We start from the raw sequence: 17,453 nt of genomic DNA, 5'->3' as shown, positions 1-17,453 counted from the left end.
CCGCCGCACAGTCCATCCCCGAGACCGGAACCCGGAGGACCCGATGAGCACGACACCGCTCCCCGTCGTCCTCGCCGGCGCCCGGGGCCACGGCCGCTGGCACCTCGCCAACCTCCGCCGCCTGCAGCACCAGGGCCTCGTCCGACTGGCCGGGATCTGCGAGCTGAACCCGCTGACCGACGACGAACTCGGCGCCTTCGCCGGCGAGATGCCCGAGCAGTCCGCCGACTTCGGGGCACTCCTTGACTCCACCGGCGCCCGCGCCGCCGTCATCTGCACCCCCATCCCGACCCACACCGAGCTGGCCCTGACCGCGGCGGCCCGCGGTGTCCACCTCCTCCTGGAGAAGCCGCCCGCCGCGACCTGGGCCGACTACGCCCGGATGGCCGACGGCGTACGGGAGGCGGGCATCGCCTGCCAGGTCGGCTTCCAGTCCTTCGGCTCGCACGCCGTGCCCGCCATCAAGGAGCTCCTACGCTCCGGAGCCGTCGGAACCGTGCGCGGAGTCGGCGCCGCCGGGGCCTGGGTCCGCGACGACGCCTACTTCCGGCGGGCCCCCTGGGCCGGCCGCCGGAAGATCGGCGGGACCGACGTCGTCGACGGCGTCCTCACCAACCCGCTGGCGCACGCCGTGGCCACCGCGCTCGAACTCGCCGACCGCGGAACGGCCCAGGACGTGGTGTCCATCGAGACCGAGCTGTTCCGGGCCCACGACATCGAGGCGGACGACACCAGCTGCGTCCGCGTCACCACCACCGGCGGTCTGCCCGTCACCGCCGCAGTCACCCTCTGCGCCGAGGAGGCCGGGGAGCCGTACGTCATCGTCCACGGCGACCGGGGCCGGATCACCTTCTGGTACAAGCAGGACCGCGTCCTGGTCCAGCGCGCCGGGCACGGACCCGAGGAGACCGTGCACGGGCGGACCGACCTCCTGGAGAACCTCGTCGGTCACCTGACGCACGGCACCGACCTCCTCGTACCGCCGGAGCGCACCGGCGCGTTCATGCGGGTCGTCGAAGCCGTACGCACCGCCCCCGAACCCACCGCGCTGCCCGGCACCGCCTGGCACACCCGGCCCGACGGGCCCGCCGGCGGGGTGCGGCGCGTCGTGAGCGGCATCGACGCCATGGTCGCCGCCGGGGCCGACACCCTCACCCTCTTCTCCGAACTAGGCGCCTCCTGGGCGCGACCCAGCGAGGTGAGCACCCCATGACCACCGCACTCCTCAGCTGCGCCGGCCGCCCCGTCGGCCGGTACGGCTACGGGCCGGACACGGACGGCCGCCCCTACCTCCACCCCGTCACCACCCTCGCCGGCATCCCCGTCACCGAGGAGCGCCCCGCCGACCACATCCACCACCTCGGTGCCTCCGTCGCCGTACCCGACGTGGCCGGCCACAACTTCTGGGGCGGACGCACCTACGTCCGCGGCCAGGGCCCCACCGCGCTCGACAACCACGGGACGCAGCGCCACCTCGGCTGGAAACTCCGCGACCCGGACGGCTTCGTGGAGGAGCTCAGCTGGGAGGCCGACGGCACCGAGCTGCTGCGCGAGCACCGCACCGTCGCCGTCACCGAACTCTCCGACACCGCCTGGGCGCTGGACTTCTCCTTCTCCCTCACCAACCGCGGCGGCACGGACCTCTCCATCGGCAGCCCCGCCACCAACGGCCGCCCCGGCGCCGGATACGGCGGCTTCTTCTGGCGCGCACCGAAGGAGCCGAAAGCACCCGCCGTCTTCAGCGGAACGCTCGACGGCGAGGAAGCGGTGCACGGCCGGACCGCCGACTGGCTGGCCCTCGCAGGGGACGGCTGGACCCTGGTCTTCGCCGGGGCGACCGACGAGACCCGGCGCGACCCCTGGTTCGTGCGGACCACCGAATACCCGGGCGTCGGATCGTCCCTCGCCGCGGACCGCCGGCTGCCCGTCGCCGCCGGAGCCACCGTCGTACGCCGTGTCGTCACCGTCGTCGCGGACGGCCGGCTCGACCGGGAGACGGCCGCCGCCCACGCCCGCAAGGTGGCGGCCGCATGAGCGGCCCCTGGACGGCCGACCTCGGGGACGGGACGTACCGCAACCCCGTCCTGAACTCCGACTGGTCCGACCCGGACGTCGTGCGCGTCGGCGACGACCACTACCTCACCGCGTCGAGCTTCGGCCGGGTGCCCGGACTGCCCCTGCTGCACTCGCGCGACCTGGTCAACTGGACCCTCATCGGCCACGCGCTGCAGCGCCTCGAACCCGCCGCCGACTTCGCAGTGCCCCGCCACGACTGCGGGGTGTGGGCCCCCTCGCTGCGCCACCACGCCGGACGCTTCTGGATCTTCTGGGGCGACCCCGACCACGGCATCCAGCAGATCAACGCCGAGGACATCCGTGGCCCGTGGAGCACCCCGCACCTCGTCAAGGCCGGCAAGGGACTCATCGACGCCTGCCCGCTGTGGGACGACGAGACCGGCGAGGCCTACCTCGTGCACGCCTGGGCGAAGTCCCGCTCCGGGATCAAGAACCGGCTCACCGGCCACCGCATGAGCCCCGACGGACGCGAGCTGCTCGACGAGGGCACGGTCCTCGTCGACGCCGACACGATCCCCGGCTGGTTCACCCTGGAGGGCCCCAAGCTCTACCGGCACGACGGCCACTTCTGGATCTTCGCCCCCGCCGGGGGGGTGGAGACGGGCTGGCAGGGCGCCCTCCGGTCGAAGGAGTTCACCGGCCCGTACGAGGAACGTGTCGTGCTGGCCCAGGGCCGTACCGACGTCAACGGCCCCCACCAGGGCGGCTGGGTGCGGACCGCCGCCGGCGAGGACTGGTTCCTGCACTTCCAGGCGCGGGGGGCCTACGGGCGGGTCGTGCACCTCCAGCCGATGCGCTGGGACGCGGAGGGCTGGCCCGTCATCGGCGACGGCGGCGAACCCGTCCGCGTCCACACCAAACCGGCTGCTCCCGAGCAGCCCGTGGAGGCTCCGGCCGTCGGTGACGACTTCCCCGGCGGCCGGTACGGCAGGCAGTGGCAGTGGACGGCCACCCCCAGGCCCGGCTGGACGGTCGAGCACGCGGGGGACGGGCTGCGGCTCAGCTGCGTACGGACCGCGTACGCGCACGACCTGCGGGCCCTGCCCAACGTCCTGGTCCAGCGGCTGCCGGCCGAGGAGTTCACCGTCGAGGCGGACCTCGTGCTGAACACCGACGAGCCCGGTGCCAACGCCGGACTCGCCGTGCTGGGCGACGCCTTCAGCTGGATCGGGCTGGAGGCCGGCGCGGACGGTACGCCCCGGCTCGTGCACCGCTACGCCGAGGGCACCGCCGAACACGAGCGGGACGCCGCGCACGCCCGCGCCGCCCCCGGCGGGAGGGCACGGCTCCGCATCGAGGTCACCGCGGGCGCCCGCTGCCGCTTCTCCGCCGACACCGGCGACGGATTCCGGCCCTCCGGCCAGGTCTTCGCCGCCGCACCGTGGCGCTGGGTGGGCGCCCTGCTCGGCCTCTTCGCCACCGCACCGGCCGGGACGGGCCCCGCCGGAACGGCCGAGTTCACCGCCTTCCGTGCCGGCGGCTGACCTCCACCCGCACCACCCACCGAACCACCGCCCCCCACGGCACGGACCGAACAGCACCTGCGACACCAGCGATTTCACCGACAGAACCGAGAGAGAAGAGCCGACGATGACTATCTCGAAGACGCAGCGGGGGCGCGCCGCAGCAGCGGTTTCCCTGGTAGCGGCACTCGCCCTGACGGCCACCGCGTGCGGGGACGACGGCAGCGGCTCAGGCACGGAAGGCAGCGGAAAGGGCGAGATCACCTTCTGGGACAACAACGGCGGTCCACGCACCGCCATCTGGACCGAGATCATCAAGGACTTCGAGAAGGAGAACCCGGACATCAAGGTCAAGTACGTCCCGATCCCGATCGCCGACGTACAGTCCAAGTACGACACCGCCATCGCTGGCGGCGGGCTGCCCGACGTGGGCGGTGTCAGCACCGCGTACCTCGCGAACATGGTGTCGCAGGAGGCGCTGGAGCCGATCAACAAGCGGCTGGAGAAGTCCCCGCTGAAGGGGCAGCTCGTCGAGGGCATGGTCGAGAGCGTCAGAGCCGCGGCCGGCCGCGGCGACGACATGTACTCCATGCCCACCTCCGCGAACAACGGTGCGCTCTGGTACCGCACCGACCTGTTCGAGGCCGCGAAGCTGGAGGCGCCCACCACCTGGCCCAAGTTCTACGAGGCCGCCGACAAGCTCACCGACTCGAAGAACAACAAGTTCGGTTACACCATCCGCGGCGGGGCGGGCTCCATCGCCCAGGCCCTGGACGCCGCCTACGGTCAGTCCGGGATCACGTCGTTCTGGGACGGCGACAAGACGACGCTCAACGACCCGAAGAACGTCGAGGCGCTGGAGAAGTACGCCGCGCTCTTCAAGAAGACGACGCCGGCCGCCGACGTCAACAACGACTTCACCAAGATGGTCGCCCAGTGGGACACCGGAACCATCGGCATGCTGAGCCACAACCTCGGCTCCTACCAGGACCACCTGAAGGCACTGGGCGAGGAGAAGTTCGCCGGTATTCCCGCGCCCATCGGTGAGGGCGGCACCCGCGTCCAGGTCTCCAACCCCGTCGACGGGCTGGGCCTGTTCCGGTCGGGCAAGAACAAGAACGCGGCCTGGAAGTTCATCGAGTTCGCGGCCTCGCACGAGGCCAACAGCAAGTGGAACGAGTCCGCGGGCGCCATCCCGGCCAACACCGAGGCGGCCAAGGACCCGTGGATCAACGAGACCGAGCCCACCGCGCTCGCCGCGAAGGCCCTCACCGACGGCTCCACCAAGATCGTCGACCTGCCGTACTACCTGCCCGACTGGAACAACATCAGCAAGGCCGACAACGAGCCCGAGTTCCAGAAGCTGCTGCTCGGCAAGGTCACGGCCAAGGCGTTCCTGGACAAGATGGCCGATGAGCTGAACGCCGCCAACAAGGAGTGGCAGGAGCTCGGCAACGGCTGACCCGACCGTCCCGTACGGCCACAACCCCCGGTGACCGGGGGGCCGGCGGCGGTCAGGGTCGCGCCCCGCCGCCGGTCCCCCATACCCCCGTTTCTGTACGCCCTTCAGCTCTGCATATCCTTCGAGAGAGGCAGTCCTCCTGTGTCACTCACCCGCAGACAGACAGCGGCCGCGCTCGTGGCGCTGCCCCTCGCGCTCTCGGCCGGCCCCGCGGTCGCCCACGGCGGCGGGGGCGGTCCCCGGCCCAGGACCCTGCACATCGCGGGCGACTCCACGGCCGCCCAGAAGTACTCCGACGCCGCACCCGAGACCGGCTGGGGCATGGCCCTGCCGTTCTTCCTCGGCCACCACCTCACCGTCGCCAACCACGCGGTGAACGGCCGGAGTTCCAAGAGCTTCATCGACGAAGGACGCCTCACCGAACTCCTGCGGGGCGTCCGCCCGGGTGATCTCCTCCTCGTCCAGTTCGGGCACAACGACGAGAAGACCGAGGACCCTGCCCGCGGCACCGATCCGTACACCACCTACCAGGAGTACCTCCGCCAGTACGTCGAGGGCGCCCGTGCCCGGCGGGCGGAGCCCGTACTGATCACCTCCGTCGAGCGGCGGCGCTTCGCCGCCGACGGCACCGCGAAGCCCACCCACGGGGAGTACCCCGCCGCGATGGCCGCCCTGGCCGCCGAGGAGGGCGTACCCCTGCTCGACGTCCAGGCGCTCTCCCTCGCCCGCTGGCAGGAGCTCGGCCCGGACGGCACCGAGGCGTACTTCAACTGGCTGGAGCCCGGCGAGTCGCCCAACTACCCCGACGGCAAGCAGGACAACACCCACTTCAGGCCGGCGGGCGCGATCGACGTGGCCCGCACGACCGCCCGCGCACTGCTGGACGGCGGTGTCCTCGCCCGGCGGGACCTGCGCCGCCTCGACACACCGGTCCCCACCGAGTGGATCACCTGGCCGCAGCCGGTCTGACGCGCATCACGGGCACCACGCGCACCACGGGCACCACGGTCCGAACGCGTACCGCCGGTGCGACGCGCACGCGCACCACCTTCCTTCTTCCTCCGTACGACAGTTAAGGATTCGCCATGCCCGCACGCATGCGTCACGTCCGCTCCATCGCCGTGGTGCTGGGCTGCGCCTCGGTGGCCCTCGCCGTGAGCGTCCCCGCCCAGGCCGCCCAGCCGGGCCCCGGCAAGGGGATCGAGAGTGCCGTCCTCCCCGCCGGTGACGGCTGGGCCGCCGCCGACGGGTCCACCACCGGCGGCTCGCAGGCCACGCCCGACCACGTCTACACCGTGACCAACCGGGCCGAGCTCATCGCCGCCTTCGCGGACGCCGGCGACGCACCGAAGATCGTCAGGATCGCCGGAACCGTGCACGGCAACTCCGACGTCAACGGCACCCCGATCGGCTGCGAGGCGTACCAGCAGGGCGGCTACACCCTGGAGAAGTACCTCGCCGCCTACGACCCCGAGGTCTGGGGCCGGGACGAGGTCCCGTCGGGCCCTCTGGAGGACGCCCGCGCGGCCTCCGCGAAGCTGCAGGCGGCTGCCGTCAACGTGAACGTCCCGTCCAACACCACGCTCGTCGGCGTAGGCAAGGACGCCACGATCGTCGGCGCCAGCCTCCAGGTGAAGAACGTCTCCAACGTCATCGTCCGCAACATCTCCTTCGAGGACACCTACGACTGCTTCCCCCAGTGGGACCCCACCGACGGGGACGAGGGCGCCTGGAACTCCGAGTACGACAACCTCGTCGTCTACGGCTCCAGCCACGTCTGGGTCGACCACAACACCTTCGGCGACGGCGACCGCCCCGACGCCGACCAGCCCCACTACTTCGGGCAGGTCTACCAGCAGCACGACGGTCTCTTCGACATCGTGCGCGGCGCCGACCTCGTCACCGTCTCGTGGAACGTCCTCAAGGACCACGACAAGACCATGCTGATCGGCAACAGCGACGGCGCCGGGGCGAGCGACCGCGGCAAGCTCCGCGTCACCCTGCACCACAACCTCTTCAAGGACGTGAAGGAGCGCGCGCCCCGCGTCCGCTTCGGCCAGGTCGACTCGTACAACAACCACTTCGTCGCCACCAAGGGCAGCGCCTACGGCTACACGTACGGCATCGGCGCCGAGTCGAAGCTCGTCGCCGAGCACAACGCCTTCACCGTGCCCGCCGGCCTCGACAAGGCGACCATCCTCAAGAAGTGGTCCGAGTCCTCCCTCACCGCGGGGAACAACTACGTCAACGGGCAGAAGACCGACCTGATCGCCGTGCACAACGCGGGCGTGCCCACCGAGCAGCTCACCGAGGGCGCCGGCTGGACGCCCGAGCTGCGCACCAGGGTCGACCACCCGCTCGTCGTCCCCGTGCTCGTCGCCCTCAGGGCCGGAGCGGGCAGGACGTCGGGCCGCTGACGACGCGCCCCTGAACCGGCACCCCTGAACCGGCCGGAGCGGCACCGCACTCTCCATCACCCCGGAGAGCGCCGCTCCGGCCCCCTCCCGCACCCCCGTGAAGGCCCGCACCTCCCCGTGAAGGAGTACCGCCGTGCTCAGCCGACGCAACGCCCTGTCCCTGCTCGCGGGCGGGACCGCCGTCCTCGCCCTCGGCGCCCCCGCCGCACACGCCAACCCCGCACGCCCCCGCCCCTTCGGCCGCTACGGCTCACCGGCCCGCCGCCTCGACCCCCTGACCCTGTACGTCGACCCGTACGGCCGGGGCGACCACACCGACGTACAGTCGGCCGTCGACGCGGCCACCGGCACCGGCCACACCCTGGTGCTCGCCCCCGGCACCTACCGGGGCGCGGTCACCGTCGGCGCCGCCCGCACCGGCCTCACCCTGATCGGCGCGAGCGGCGACCCGCGTGACACCGTCGTCGTCCACAACCGCGCGGCGGGAACCCCCAAGCCCGACGGCTCCGGCACCTACGGCACCAGCGGCTCGGCCTCCGTCACCGTCCAGGCCGCCGGCTTCACCGCACACGACGTGACCTTCGCCAACGACTGGCTGCGCTCCGACAACCCCGGGTACACCGGCACCCAGGCCGTCGCGATCAAGGTCCAGGGTGACCGGTCGGCGTTCTACGGCTGCCGCTTCCTCGGCCACCAGGACACCCTGTACGCCGACTCCCTCTCGCTCACCGCCTTCGCCCGCCAGTACTACCGCGACTGCTACGTGGAGGGTGACGTCGACTTCGTCTTCGGCCGCGCCACCGCCGTCTACGACCGCTGCCACTTCCGCACCCTCACCCGCACGGACCTCGCCACCGCCCCGTACGGCTTCGTCTTCGCACCCAGCACCGCCGGGGCCAATCCGCACGGCTACCTGGTCCTGGGCTCCCGCGTCACCAGCACCGCCCCCGAGGCGTACTACAAACTGGCCCGCCCCTGGGTGCCCTCCTCGGACCTCACCGCACGTCCCATGCTCACCGTCCGCGACAGCCTGCTCGGCGCGGGCATCGACGCGGTCACGCCGTACGCCACCATGTCCTCGGGCTTCCCGTGGCAGGACCAGCGCTTCGCCGAGTACCGCAACACCGGACCCGGCGCGCGCGTCACCGTCCCCGCCGAACGCCCCCAGCTGAGCGCCTCGGAGGCCCGCTCGCACACCCCGGCCGCGTACCTCGGCGACTGGCGCCCTTACGCGTGAGCGACGGCATCACGGAACGGGTCCTCCCCGGGTTCTACGAGCAGCTCAGGGACGGGCTGACCTTCCCGCTCGCCCGGGAGAACTCCGCGGCGCGGGACTTCCCGGCCTGGCGCGCCGCGGCGCGCGCCAGGGCCGCGGAGGCACTGCTGCAGCCGGCCGGACCCGGTCCCGAGCCCTTCGCCCCGGTGACCGTCGACGAGCGCCCGGCCGGCCGGTTCACCGGGCGGACCGTGGAGTTCGCCCTCAGCCGGTACGCGCGCGCCCGCGGCTCGCTGCTCCTGCCGCACGGCACCGGGCCCTTCCCCGCGGTGCTGCTGCTGCACGACCACGGGTCCGAATTCTCCATCGGCCGCGAGAAGGTCGTACGCCCCTGGGCCGACCCCGCCCGGCTCCCGCGCGCCACGGCCTGGGCCGACGCCTACTACGGCGGCCGGTTCGTGGGCGACGAACTGGCCGCCCGCGGCTATGCCGTGCTCGCCGTGGACACCCTCGGCTGGGGCGACAGAGGACCGCTCCTCTACGCCGACCAGCAGGCCCTGGCGGCCAACCTCCTCCAGCTGGGCACCTCGCTGGCCGGACTCACCGGCCACGAGGACATCCGGGCCGCCGCCTTCCTCGCCTCGCTGCCCGAGGTCGACGAACGGCGGGTCGGGGCACTGGGGTTCTCCATGGGGGCCTACCGCGCCTGGCAGCTGTCCGCCCTCTCCGACGGCGTCCGGGCCGCGGCCGCCGTCTGCTGGATGACGGGCCTCAAGGACATGCTCGTCCCCGGCAACAACACCCTGCGCGGCCAGTCCGCCTACTTCACCCTCCACCCGGGACTCCACCGGCACCTCGACATCCCGGACGTGGCGTCCCTCGCCGCCCCCAAGCCCGCCCTGTTCCACGCGGGCGGACAGGACCCGCTGTTCCCGGCCGCCGGGGTGGCGGGCGCCTTCGCGAAGATGCGCGCCGTCTGGGACGAGCGGGGGGCGGGCGACCGGCTCACGACCACGGTGTGGCCGGAGCACGGACACGTCTTCGCGGCGGACATGCAGGACGCGGTGTACGCCTGGCTGGACACATGGCTCGGCGCCCCCACCGGAAACCTGCCCGGTGAGGGCGCCTCGACTGCCGCGGCCTAGGGACCCTCGTCCGGATCATGCCGGGCTCGCGTGCCCTGGCACGCACATCTGCGGCGTTGTCGTCAATCACCATGGCTCCGCCATGCCTCAATCCTCCGCCTTGCAGCTGCACGCACCGGACCCCGCTCCCTGGTCCGGCCTGATCAAACGAAAGACCCTAGTCGTAGCTGAGGTCCGACGCGGTGTAGCGGCAGTACGTGCCGTCCGGGCCGCTGCCGGTCTCCTTCGGCTCGGCGCCCGTGTTGTTGCCCGTGTAGCGGACACAGGGCTTGATCTTCTTGCTGCTGTCGCCGTGGATGCGGACCGAGCGCAGTGCGGCCGTGTCCCCGTAGTTGGTGTTGATACCGACCAGGGACTTGCCCGGCGCCGTGATGTCGACGTCGTTCACGATGATGTCGCGCTTGTACTGCTTGGAGCAGTTGCCGCAGGACCGGACGAGCTTGCCGAAGTCCGCGACCTGGAACTTCGTGATGACCAGCTTGCCGGCCCCGTTGAACTGGAAGACCTTGTCGGAGGCCTTCCGGGCGCCGCCGCCGTACACCGTGTACACGGAGCTCGTCGACGTGCCCTTGAAGGACGCGGCGTCCTCGCCGACGTCCTCCCACCAGACGTTCTGCAGCGTGCAGCTGCCGGAGCAGTGGATGCCGTCCGCGGCGGGCGAGCCCAGGATGACGTTCTTGAGCGTCGCCCCGTCCTTCAGCTTGAAGATCGGGTCCTGGCCCTCGTCCTGGCCCCCGTCACCGAGGTCGCCGCTCCCGTAGAAGCGCTTCAGCCCGCCGTCGTACGTTCCCGAGACCTCGACGGTCGACGTGACGGCCTGGCTGCCCTTGGCCGTGGGCCAGGCGGGCACCGCGGCGGCGGCGGCGCCGGCCGGCTGGAGCATCACGTTGGTGGCCAGGGCCGCGCCGGTGAGACCCAGCGCCGCCGTCAGTGCCGCGGCCATACGGCGGCGTCCGGGGCGACGCCGGTGGGTGGGCCGGAGTTCGGCTCGTTCCCTCATGGTCGGTGATCCGTTCCTAGGGGGTGGGGGAGTGTTTCGTCTTCCTGTCGCCGCCGCGACGGGAGAGGGTTGCCGCCGTTCCGGATCTTTTCCCGGGCCCCGCGCTCAGCGGGACCCCCTCAGCGGGACTCGGAGAAGTCGCCGCCCACCGCGGCCGGTTCACCGGCGGCACGGGCCCGCGCCGTGTAGTCGTCCCGCCCGGCGTCGCGGGTACCCTCCGCGTGGTTGTACTGGCCTGCGAAGGTGTGCGTACCCACGGGCACGCTCCGCCCCGGCTTCGACGTCCACCGGTAGACGAGGAAACCGTCCTCCTCACGCGCCGACGCCGTGAAGTCCTTCTCCGGCAGCGAGCGCCAGGCCCCGGTGGTGTCCACCCCGCCGTTCAGCGCGATCCGGAGCTCCACGGTGAGCTCCGAGAGCGGCTGCGTGGTCTTGACCGTCACATTGCTCTGCGCCCAGTACTCGTTGCTGTGCGGGTCCAGGGAACCGTCCGACCACAGCGGGCCGTTCCCCGCGGGCAGCACCCCGCCCCGGGCCGGGTCCTGCGGGGCCGGGGCGGGCCGGACGGCCACCTGCCGGCCGCCCTCCGGCTCCCCGGACCCCGCCGAGGCCGCCGCGAACGCACCGGCCGCCAGCACCCCGCACACCGCCGCCGTGGCCCCCGCGACCCGCAGCCAGGGCTTCGGTGTGCGCGGGGCGTGCGGGACCCCGGACGGCGGCTCCCCGGCCATGCCGCGCTCGATCCGGGCCAGCATCCGTGCCCGGTCGGGGCGGTGCGAAGCGGCGGCGGTGTGCAGCCGCTCACGCAGGTCCTCGTCCATCAGTGTCTTCCTCCGGTGCGCTGCGCCGCGACGGCCACCTGTACCCGTGCGGCCGGTGCCTCGGGCCCGAGCAGCCGTTGCAGTTCCGCCGTCCCGCGCGAGGTCTGGCTCTTCACCGTACCGACTGATACACCCAGCACGAGCGCGGTGTCGCGTTCGGACAGGTCGAAGGCATGGCGCAGCACCACGCAGGCCCGCTTGCGGAACGGCAGCCGGCGCAGGGCCCCCTGGACGTCCACCACCGCCGACACGTCCGGGTCGTCCACCGCGTACCCGTCCCCGGCCCCGCGCGGTGCCCAGAACAGCGCGATCCTGCGGCGCTCACGCACGGCGCTGCGGATGCGCGTACGCGCCAGGTTGGCGACGACCCCCCGGGCGTACGCCACCGGGTGGTCGGCACCCCTGACCCGGTCCCAACGGTGCCACAGCGCCATCAGCGCGTCGGCGGCCAGATCGTCCGCCGCGTCGGCCTCGCCCGTCAGGAGATGGGCCAGCCTGGCGAGTTCGGCGTAGTGCGCCTCGAAGAACGCGTGGAACTCGGCGGCGGCGGCATCGTCCACGACTGTGCCCACGGGTACCTCCTCTCTGCACGTGGATCCCCGCACACTCGAACGGGCTGTGTACGTTCACACTCCCGTCCGCGGGGACGAGAGCGTACCAACGCGCACCCCGGAAGCGTTTCGACGCGGGTGCGTATCCAGTAAGGCGTAACGCGGCGAAAACCTGAACCCCTGTGACAGAACAACACGAGGTCCGGCCGCGCTACTCCGCCAGCGCCGCCTTCATCATCTTCTGCGCGATCGGCGCCGCCAGGCCGTTGCCGCTGACCTCCGAGCGGGCCGCCCCCGAATCCTCGACGACCACCGCGACCGCGACCTGCCTGCCGGTGGAGTCGTCCTTCGCGTACGAGGTGAACCAGGCGTACGGGGTGTTGCTGTTGTCGACGCCGTTCTGCGCCGTGCCCGTCTTGCCGCCCACCTCGGCGCCGTCGATCCGGGCGTTGCTGCCCGTGCCCTCCTCCACGACGGTGACCATCGCGCTGCGCAGCTGCTCGGCCGTCGACTCCGACACGACCCGCCCGGTGTCACCGTCCTCGAACTCCTGAAGCGCGGAACCGTCGGCGTCCGTCACCGCGGAGACCATGTGCGGAGCGGCCAGTTCGCCGCCGTTGGCGAGGGCCGCGGAGACCATCGCCATCTGCATCGGGGTCGCGGTCACCTCGAACTGCCCGATGCCGGTCAGCGCGGTCTGCGCGTCGTCCATGCCCTTCGGGTACACGCTCTCGGAGGCCCGCACCGGGACGTCCAGCTTCTCGGTGCCGAAGCCGAACGCGTCCGCCGTCGCCTTCAGCCTGTCCTGCCCGAGATCGGCGGCCACCTTCGCGAAGACGTTGTTGCAGGAGTACTGGAGCGCGGTGCGCAGCGTCGCGTTCTCGCAGGGGGCGGAGGGGTTCTCGTTCGACAGGACCGTCGTCGTGCCCGGCAGGGTGTACGGGTCGGGGCTGTCGGTGGGCTCGTCGACCGACGGGTAGAGGCCGTCCTCCAGCGCCGCCGCCGCCACCACGAGCTTGAACGTCGAGCCCGGCGGGAGCGGCTGCCGCAGCGCCCGGTTGACCAGGGGCTTGTCCTTGTCGTCGAGCAGTTCCTGCCAGGCGTCCCCGTCGGTCGTCCCGCTGATGCCGGACGGGTCGTACGACGGGGAGGAGACCATGCCCAGGATCCGCCCGGTCTCCGGGTCCATCGCGACGGCCGCGCCCCGGTCGTCGCCGAGCGCCTCGTAGGCCGCCTTCTGGACGGCCGGGTCGATGGTCGTCAGCACCTGGCCCGGGTCCGTCTGCTCGCCGGTCAGCACCGCGGCGGGATTCTTCAGCCGGTCGTCGGTGCCGTCGAGCACCTTGCTGTAGATCCCTTCGAGCTGAGTGGCGCCGTAGGCCTGCGAGCTGTAGCCGGTGACCGCCGCGTACATCTCGCCCTGGGTGTAGGTCCGCTTGTAGCGGAGATCTCCGCCGTCCGTCTCCTTCGAGCCGGTGACCGGTGATCCGGCCACGATGATGTCGCCGAGCGGCTGCGCGTACTGCGCGATCGTGTTCCGCCGGTTGTGTTCGTCGTCTGCGAGCGCCCGGGCCTCGTACCCCTGCACCCACGTCGCCCGCACCAGCAGGGCGAGGACCATGAGCAGGCAGAAGACCGAAGCGCGCCTGATTGTCTTGTTCATCCCGCTGGAGGGACGAACGGGGGCGACGGGGGCGTTCCCGTTCGTGTCCCTTCTCACCCGATTCTCAGTTTCTGGAACGGGTCGGCCGCGAGCTCGGCCGGGGGCTCGGCCGCGAGATCAGCCGGGAGTGATGAAGCCCGACTCGTACGCCGCGATGACCGCCTGTGTACGGTCCCGGGCGCCGGTCTTCGCGAGCACCGCCGCCACATGCGTCTTCACGGTGGCCGGTCCCACTGCCAGCCGCCCGGCGATCTCCGCGTTGGTCAGACCCGCCGCCATCAGCCGCAGCACATCCGCCTCCCGCCCGGTCAGCCGCGCCACCCAGGCCGGCGCCGCGGCCTGCCGCTTCCCGTACTCGGCGGCCAGCCCGCGCACCGCGGCGGGGAACAGCAGGGAGTCGCTGCGCGCCACCAGCCGCACCGCCTGGACCAGGTCCTCGGCCGCCGCCCGCTTCAGCAGGAAGCCCGCCGCCCCGGCCCGCAGGGCCTCGTACACGTAGGAGTCGTGTTCGAAGGTGGTGACGACGACGATCCGGGGCGGATCGTCCGTCGTGGCGAGGATCCGCTCGGTGGCGCGGATCCCGTCGACCTCCGGCATCCGTACGTCCATGAGGACCACGTCGGGCCGCAGCTCTCGCACCACGGACACCGCCTCGGCGCCCGTGGCCGCCTCGCCGACGACCTCCAGGCCCGCTTCCGCGTCAAGGATCACGCGCAGCGCCGTACGGACCATGCGTTCGTCGTCGGCGAGGACGATGCGGATCGTGCCGTCGTTCATCGGTGCTCCTGTCCGGGGTGGTGCAGGGGGAGGCGGGCACGGAGCCGCCACCTGCCGTCGGTGTCCGGCCCGGAGCGGGCGCTGCCGCCCAGCAGTACGGCCCGTTCGGTGATGCCGTGCAGTCCTCGCCCGCCCCCGGGGCGGACCGTCGCCGGGTGAGCGGGCAGCGGATTGTCCAGCGTGAGCTCCAGCGCGTGCTCGTCCACGGTGATGCGGAGCTCCACCCGCGTACCGCTGCCGCCGTGCCGCAGCGCGTTGCTCAGGCCCTCCTGCACGATCCGGTACGCCTCCCTGGACACGGCCCGCGGTACCAGCTCCGCGGCGCCCTTCGCCGTGTACTCCACGGGGATCCCGCAGTGCGCCAGCAGCTCGTCCAGGTCGTCGAGCGCGGGGCCGCCCGGCGCCTCGTCGTCCTCGCCGCGGCGCAACAGGCCCAGCACGGCGTCGAGTTCGCCGACCGTGCGGCGCGTCGTCTCCTCGATGGCCTCCAGCGCCTCCCGTACGAACGCGGGGTCGCTGTCCAGCACCCGGCGGGCCGCACCCGCCTGGAGCGTGACCGCGCTCAGTGCGTGGCCGACCGAGTCGTGCAGCTCCCGGGCGAGCCGGTTGCGTACCGCCAGATCGGCCGCCCGGCGCTCCGCGGCGGCCAGCCGGTCGTCGGGCGTCGGCCCGAGCAGCACCGGCGCCCGTCGGGCCAGCAGGGCCCCGGCAGCGGCGGCGCAGCCGGCCAGCGCCACCAGCATCGCGAGCCCGGCGAACGGGGCCAGGGCGAGGATCCACGGCTTGTCCAGCACGCCGGGCAGGCCCAGAGTCCGTGACTCGCGCGCCGCCGGGATGAACGGCAGCGTCATCACGCCTACCGCGAACGGGGGCAGAACGAGCGTCAGCCCGCTGACGACGCCGCCGAGCGCCACGTGCAGGGTGAGCCAGCCCGCGGCCCTGACCCGTGCCTGCCGGGTCCTGGCGGGGCCGTCGGCGAGCACCCCCGCCGGGATCCCGCACAGGGAGCGGGCCGCCGCCACCGACAGTGGGCGCGCGAGCGGGAAGAGGCCGGTGATCGCGGCCATCGGCAGCGCGAACGCGAACGCGGTGAACTGGCCGAAGAGGGAGGAGAACACTCCTGACCCGGAGCTGTACGAGCCGACGATGACCATGCCGACCAGGAAGTACGGCATGAGCAGCGCGCCACCGATGATCAGGTGCAGCCAGCGCAGCCGGGCCCGGCGCCCGAGGAGCAGGGTCACGCGCGGGAACCGGCCGTCTTCGCCGCCGCCGCGCGCTCCGCGAAGAAGTACGCGCCCAAGGTGACGACGAGCAGTCCGACCAGCATCTGCACAGCGTAGGTCAGTTCCATTCCGGGCGTCGCCCGGTCGGCCATCTCCTCGACACCGGCCAGCGAGGCGATGCTCAGCCAGCCGCCCGAGCAGCCCACCGCTCCGGAACCGGCCCAGGCCAGCGCGAGCGGCACCTTGAGGGAGAGCCCGCCGGTGCGGCGGAAGGCGAGCAGCAGGACCCCCGCGACGGTGGCGGCGACGAACAGCGCGTCGAGCGCCTGGAGCGCGTAGAAGTCGTCGGTGCGGCCCGCGATCCGGCTCCCGTTGAGTCCCACGGTCGAACCCGATGCCCACAGCAGGTGCATCGTGGCGGGTACGACGGCGAGCAGCGAGGCGGCGACGGCGGCGACGCGCAGCGCGGGCGCGGTGGGGCTCGGCGGCAGATCGCGCAGGGCGCCCTGCCAGAGGTGGCCCCAGCGGTCGCGCGTGTACAGGGCGAACAGGGCGCCGAGCGCGAGGCCCTGGACGATGAAGCCGGGGTAGACGAGGGCGAAGACCCAGCCTTCGAGGAAGGAGGGCGTGTCGGCGCCCGGCCCCGAACCGTCGAGGGCGCCGACCAGCAGCTGCAGGGGGAAGCCGCCCATGATCGGCAGGAGCAGTCCGCTCGCGGTCCACATCGGCAGGACGAGCAGCCAGGCCCGGACACGCAGGCCCCAGGCCTGGGTGAGCAGCAGGGCGAGGACGATCACGCTGCCGTCCATCAGCACCGTGCCGCCGTTGGCCACGGCCATCGTGGTGGGGTTGTCGAGCAGGGGGCTGCCGTCCGGGATGCCGACCTGACTGCCCGCGATCCAGGCGATCTTGAGTGACAGGTAGGGCAGGCAGGAGACGATCGCGAGGAAACGGAGCAGGACGCGGGCCCGGCCGCCCGTGCGGACGGGCGGCGGGGTGTCGTGGGTGCGGGGTGCGAGCGGAGTCTGTGTCATGACACCCACGCTGCCGCGCGGAGCCCGCCCGCACGTCCTGCCCGGCGACGATCCGCCTCCGCCGCACGGCGGAGGGCGCCTCGGCCGCTGGGGTGGCAGCGGGTCCTGTGAGGCCAGGCCTCCGGGTCAGGCGTCCAGTCGCAGGAGCAGCTCGTCGGTCTCCTCGCCGCGCGCCTGGGCGTATCCGCGGTCCGTGCCGGTCACGGTGAACCCGCACTTCTCCAGCACCCGCACCGAGCCCGTGTTGTCGGCCGCCGCCCGCGCGTGCAGCGGCCGCTCAGGTACGGCGTCGAGGAGCGCCCGCAACGCGGCGGTCGCCAGGCCCTTGCCCCAGTGCGCCCTGTCCACCCAGTAGGTGACCTCGCGCTCGGCCGGTGACCCGTACACCCCGGCGCTGCCGACCACCGCACCGTCGGCGAGCACCGTGCGCATGATCACCGTGTCCGAGGCGCGGATACGCTGCCAGTGGGCGTTGAACATGGCCCGGTCCGACGGGTCGGCGCTGGTGAAGGCCGCCATCCTGGTCGCCTCCGGGTCGCTCATGAACGCGAAGAACAGCGGCAGGTCGGCGTCCCGGACCTCACGCAGCGAGATGTGCACCG

The 17,453-nt window shown here is 72.5% G+C and carries 16 protein-coding genes; 8 read left to right on the top strand and 8 right to left on the bottom strand.

The features are described 5' to 3' along the window. Positions 1–43 precede the first annotated feature (43 nt). From OG524_RS08570 to OG524_RS08535, 8 genes are all read left to right on the top strand, one after another. Entirely contained in the window at positions 44–1,213 is a 1,170-nt protein-coding gene (locus OG524_RS08570; protein WP_405391540.1) for a Gfo/Idh/MocA family protein, read from the top strand. After that, positions 1,210–2,034 (top strand): PmoA family protein, encoded by an 825-nt coding sequence (locus tag OG524_RS08565; RefSeq protein ID WP_405809689.1) that lies wholly within the window; start codon positions 1,210–1,212, stop codon positions 2,032–2,034. Before OG524_RS08570 ends, OG524_RS08565 begins: the two co-directional genes overlap by 4 nt. Beyond that, a complete protein-coding gene (locus OG524_RS08560; RefSeq protein WP_405391542.1) occupies positions 2,031–3,560 on the top strand; it encodes a family 43 glycosylhydrolase in 1,530 nt (509 codons plus the stop codon). The genes OG524_RS08565 and OG524_RS08560 overlap by 4 nt, the downstream gene beginning before the upstream one ends. Before the next feature lie 106 nt (positions 3,561–3,666). After that, complete coding sequence (locus OG524_RS08555) at positions 3,667–5,001, top strand: ABC transporter substrate-binding protein (protein ID WP_405391543.1); 1,335 nt, start codon at positions 3,667–3,669, stop codon at positions 4,999–5,001. A 141-nt stretch (positions 5,002–5,142) separates the two neighbouring features. Next, a complete protein-coding gene (locus OG524_RS08550; RefSeq protein ID WP_405391544.1) occupies positions 5,143–5,970 on the top strand; it encodes a rhamnogalacturonan acetylesterase in 828 nt (275 codons plus the stop codon). A 116-nt stretch (positions 5,971–6,086) separates the two neighbouring features. Next, on the top strand, positions 6,087–7,418 hold the full coding sequence (locus tag OG524_RS08545) for a polysaccharide lyase family 1 protein (protein WP_405391545.1): 1,332 nt from the start codon (positions 6,087–6,089) through the stop codon (positions 7,416–7,418). A gap of 133 nt (positions 7,419–7,551) precedes the next feature. Then, a complete protein-coding gene (locus OG524_RS08540; protein WP_405391546.1) occupies positions 7,552–8,655 on the top strand; it encodes a pectinesterase family protein in 1,104 nt (367 codons plus the stop codon). Further along, positions 8,652–9,779, top strand: coding sequence for a dienelactone hydrolase family protein (locus OG524_RS08535; RefSeq protein WP_405391547.1), 1,128 nt, complete (start codon positions 8,652–8,654; stop codon positions 9,777–9,779). The genes OG524_RS08540 and OG524_RS08535 overlap by 4 nt, the downstream gene beginning before the upstream one ends. 157 nt (positions 9,780–9,936) lie before the next feature. On the opposite strand, the gene OG524_RS08530 is transcribed toward OG524_RS08535, so the two are convergent. From OG524_RS08530 to OG524_RS08495, 8 genes are all read right to left on the bottom strand, one after another. Then, positions 9,937–10,779, bottom strand: coding sequence for a pectate lyase (locus tag OG524_RS08530; RefSeq protein ID WP_405809686.1), 843 nt, complete (start codon positions 10,777–10,779; stop codon positions 9,937–9,939). 119 nt (positions 10,780–10,898) lie between these two features. Then, positions 10,899–11,600, bottom strand: coding sequence for a hypothetical protein (locus tag OG524_RS08525; RefSeq protein ID WP_405809684.1), 702 nt, complete (start codon positions 11,598–11,600; stop codon positions 10,899–10,901). Next, positions 11,600–12,172, bottom strand: coding sequence for a SigE family RNA polymerase sigma factor (locus tag OG524_RS08520; protein ID WP_405391550.1), 573 nt, complete (start codon positions 12,170–12,172; stop codon positions 11,600–11,602). The genes OG524_RS08525 and OG524_RS08520 overlap by 1 nt, the downstream gene beginning before the upstream one ends. 190 nt (positions 12,173–12,362) lie before the next feature. After that, on the bottom strand, positions 12,363–13,814 hold the full coding sequence (locus OG524_RS08515; RefSeq protein WP_405391551.1) for a peptidoglycan D,D-transpeptidase FtsI family protein: 1,452 nt from the start codon (positions 13,812–13,814) through the stop codon (positions 12,363–12,365). A gap of 117 nt (positions 13,815–13,931) precedes the next feature. Next, positions 13,932–14,591, bottom strand: a complete 660-nt coding sequence (locus OG524_RS08510; RefSeq protein WP_405391552.1) for a response regulator — start codon at positions 14,589–14,591, stop codon at positions 13,932–13,934. Then, positions 14,588–15,835, bottom strand: a complete 1,248-nt coding sequence (locus tag OG524_RS08505) for a sensor histidine kinase (protein WP_405391553.1) — start codon at positions 15,833–15,835, stop codon at positions 14,588–14,590. The genes OG524_RS08510 and OG524_RS08505 overlap by 4 nt, the downstream gene beginning before the upstream one ends. Further along, positions 15,832–16,851, bottom strand: coding sequence for a hypothetical protein (locus tag OG524_RS08500; RefSeq protein ID WP_405809682.1), 1,020 nt, complete (start codon positions 16,849–16,851; stop codon positions 15,832–15,834). The genes OG524_RS08505 and OG524_RS08500 overlap by 4 nt, the downstream gene beginning before the upstream one ends. Positions 16,852–16,977: 126 nt before the next feature. Then, complete coding sequence (locus OG524_RS08495; protein ID WP_405391556.1) at positions 16,978–17,451, bottom strand: GNAT family N-acetyltransferase; 474 nt, start codon at positions 17,449–17,451, stop codon at positions 16,978–16,980. Between the last annotated feature and the right edge of the window lie 2 nt (positions 17,452–17,453).

This window comes from Streptomyces sp. NBC_01520, assembly GCF_045040375.1.
GTDB lineage: Bacteria > Actinomycetota > Actinomycetes > Streptomycetales > Streptomycetaceae > Streptomyces.
This window is presented reverse-complemented; position numbering and strand designations above follow the sequence as displayed.